This window comes from Streptomyces niveiscabiei (assembly GCF_001419795.1).
Classification (GTDB): domain Bacteria; phylum Actinomycetota; class Actinomycetes; order Streptomycetales; family Streptomycetaceae; genus Streptomyces; species Streptomyces niveiscabiei.
In genome coordinates this window covers 1-2,131 of the sequence record NZ_LIRL01001319.1, presented here as the reverse complement: position 1 = coordinate 2,131, position 2,131 = coordinate 1, and the positions used below count along the sequence as shown (strand labels likewise).

The 2,131-nt window shown below is 73.7% G+C and carries 2 protein-coding genes and 2 pseudogenes; 2 read left to right on the top strand and 2 right to left on the bottom strand.

Annotation, left to right across the window (positions count from 1 at the left end; genetic code table 11):
- Positions 1-323: pseudogene (locus tag AOK24_RS43570) on the bottom strand (hypothetical protein); the annotation flags it as partial.
- A gap of 87 nt (positions 324-410) precedes the next feature.
- Here AOK24_RS43570 and AOK24_RS43565 point away from each other — a divergent pair.
- Complete coding sequence (locus tag AOK24_RS43565) at positions 411-833, top strand: hypothetical protein (protein ID WP_055725357.1); 423 nt, start codon at positions 411-413, stop codon at positions 831-833.
- A 111-nt stretch (positions 834-944) separates the two neighbouring features.
- On the opposite strand, the gene AOK24_RS43560 is transcribed toward AOK24_RS43565, so the two are convergent.
- Complete coding sequence (locus AOK24_RS43560; protein ID WP_055725356.1) at positions 945-1,517, bottom strand: hypothetical protein; 573 nt, start codon at positions 1,515-1,517, stop codon at positions 945-947.
- Positions 1,518-1,694: 177 nt separating this feature from the next.
- Between AOK24_RS43560 and AOK24_RS50040 the strand changes: the two are divergent.
- A pseudogene (locus AOK24_RS50040) lies at positions 1,695-2,131 on the top strand (hypothetical protein); the annotation flags it as partial.

The following is a 2,131-nucleotide window of genomic DNA, read 5'->3' as shown; positions in this document are numbered from 1 at the left end:
CCCCTCGGGCACCATCCGTACGGCGAAGACCGTCGTGTCGTCCCCCGGTCTCCCCCGCTGTGCCGCAGCGCGCCTGCCCGGACGAACGCCACCAGCCGGTCCGGCTCCGCGAGCCCTGCGTCCCTGGTCAGGGCCTTGCCCAGCTCCCCCAGCCCGAGCGGTAGCCCGCCCTCGGCGTGCCGCAGCCCGCCCCAGTCGGCGGGCAGCGGGCGCAGCACCGTACGCCGGGTGGTGTCGGCGGCGTCCGTCATGCGCACCATGCGCAGCTCGGTGAGGACGAACGCGGCGAGCGACAGCGCCGCGAACAGCGCTGTCGTCCGCATCCCCTCGCGGACCGACTTGCCACCGTCCCTCCCTGGGTGTGCCCTGGAGGTCAGGGGGTGGGGGATACCCGGAGAGGAGTACTCCAGATGGCTCACGCGGCACCCGCACCACATGATGCGAACCACGTCTTCAGCGCCCGCACCCATCGGATCGCGGCCTGGGCGGGTCCGGTGGTACTAGGACTCGTGTACGGGTACTGGGTGGCGGCCGTCCGCCGCTCGGGCGGCCCGATCACCGGCTGGAACCTGCTGCTCGGCTTCGTCAGCGCCCTCGCGGTCGCGGCGGCGTACGTCGCGGTGCGCGCCCTGGCTCCGCGCCTGAAGCGCGAGCTGCACGCCGTGCTGTGGGCGTCCTTCGCGGGGTGCGCCTTCGGCTTCGTCTACAGCCAGACCGGCGCGACGATCTGGCGCTCCGTGATGATGTCCCTCGGAGTGGCGGCGGGCTTCTTCGCCGTCCTCTTCTACCGGTACTACACCCACGAGGACGGCGAGGGGCATCGCGTCCGCTGAGGCGGCGCCCCCGGTACTACCCGGGTAGTACCTGAGGCCGACAGGGCCGGGCCCCGGCGAGGTGGTCGTCCACCCGCCGGGGCCCGGCCCTGTCACGGTCACGCCATCCGCTCACCACCAGCCCGAGGATCCGGCCGAACTCCAGCTCCACGAGCCCGACGCGCTCCACGAGCCGGAGCCCGCGGCGCTCCACGAGGTGTTGTAGGGGTCGTACGCGTTGTTCCGGCCGTAGGGGTTGTCCCAGTTGCTCCAGCTCCCGTTCTTCCACTGGGGGCAGGGGTCGGAGCAGGTGGGCACCCAGGCGCCCCCGGTGTTCACGAACGCGGCGCTGGCCCAGCCCTGGGCGCCGACGAGCCAGTACCAGTAGGGGTTCCCGTTGACGCTCTGCCCCTGGACCATGCACTGCACGCGGTCCTGGCTGCCGGGGGAGAGCGCGGTGACGACACCCGCGTGCGTGGTGGGCGCCGACCGTACGTTGAGTTCCGTGCCCGAGACGACGGTGCCCCAGATCGGGCCGCCGCCTCCGCCGTGTCCGCCGCCGCGTCCCTCGGCGAAGGCGGGTGAGGTGGTCGCCGGCGTGGTCGAGGGTGCTGCCGCCGCGTGGGTGCCCGCCGCGGCCACGGCCAGCGTGCCACCGGTGAGCAGGGCCGCGGCCAGGGTCCGCAGGACCGGAGTACTGCGCATGATTCGGCCTCCTTCTCCCCTGAACGTCCCCGTTTCTCCCCAGCACCAGGAAACACCCGTTCGGGTGAACCCTCCACCGGAGAGGGAGGGGGTGGAGGGCCGTTACGGGGGCCGGTGAGGCAGGGGCCGCGCACCCACATGGCGGCAACCCACTGGCGTACCCCTCAGGTACCCCNNGTAGTACCCGTACTACCCGTACGACCGTCTCCGCCGCGTTCGTCGCCCTCGCCTGCCTCCTCGTCCCCCTCGCGGCCCTCGCGGCCTGGGCGTCGTACGACCTGCGGGACCAAGAGCGGTACGTCCGGGCGCTCGCGCCGCTGGCCACGGACGCGGCGGTCCGGCGGACCATCGTGGAGGGCGTCGCCCGGGATACGCCGGGCGTGCCGCGACGGGTCGTCGAGGACGAGGTACGCCGGTTCACCGCGACGGCCGCGTACCGCGCGGCGTGGGACGAGGGGAACCGGGAGGCGTACACGGCGGTGATGCGGGCGTTGGAGGAGCCGGGGCGGGGGGTGGTTGCCGGGGTGACGGGGCGGGAGCCGGACGGCGTAGTACCGGGGAGGGAGGGAGCCGTCACAGCGCCGGGTGGGGTGTCCGCTCGCGGGGTGGGCGGC

Bases quoted from the DNA above. Each gene is read 5' to 3' on its own strand.
- AOK24_RS43560 (WP_055725356.1), bottom strand. From the start codon at position 1,517: ATGCGCAGTACTCCGGTCCTGCGGACCCTGGCCGCGGCCCTGCTCACC.
- AOK24_RS43565 (WP_055725357.1), top strand. From the start codon at position 411: ATGGCTCACGCGGCACCCGCACCACATGATGCGAACCACGTCTTCAGC.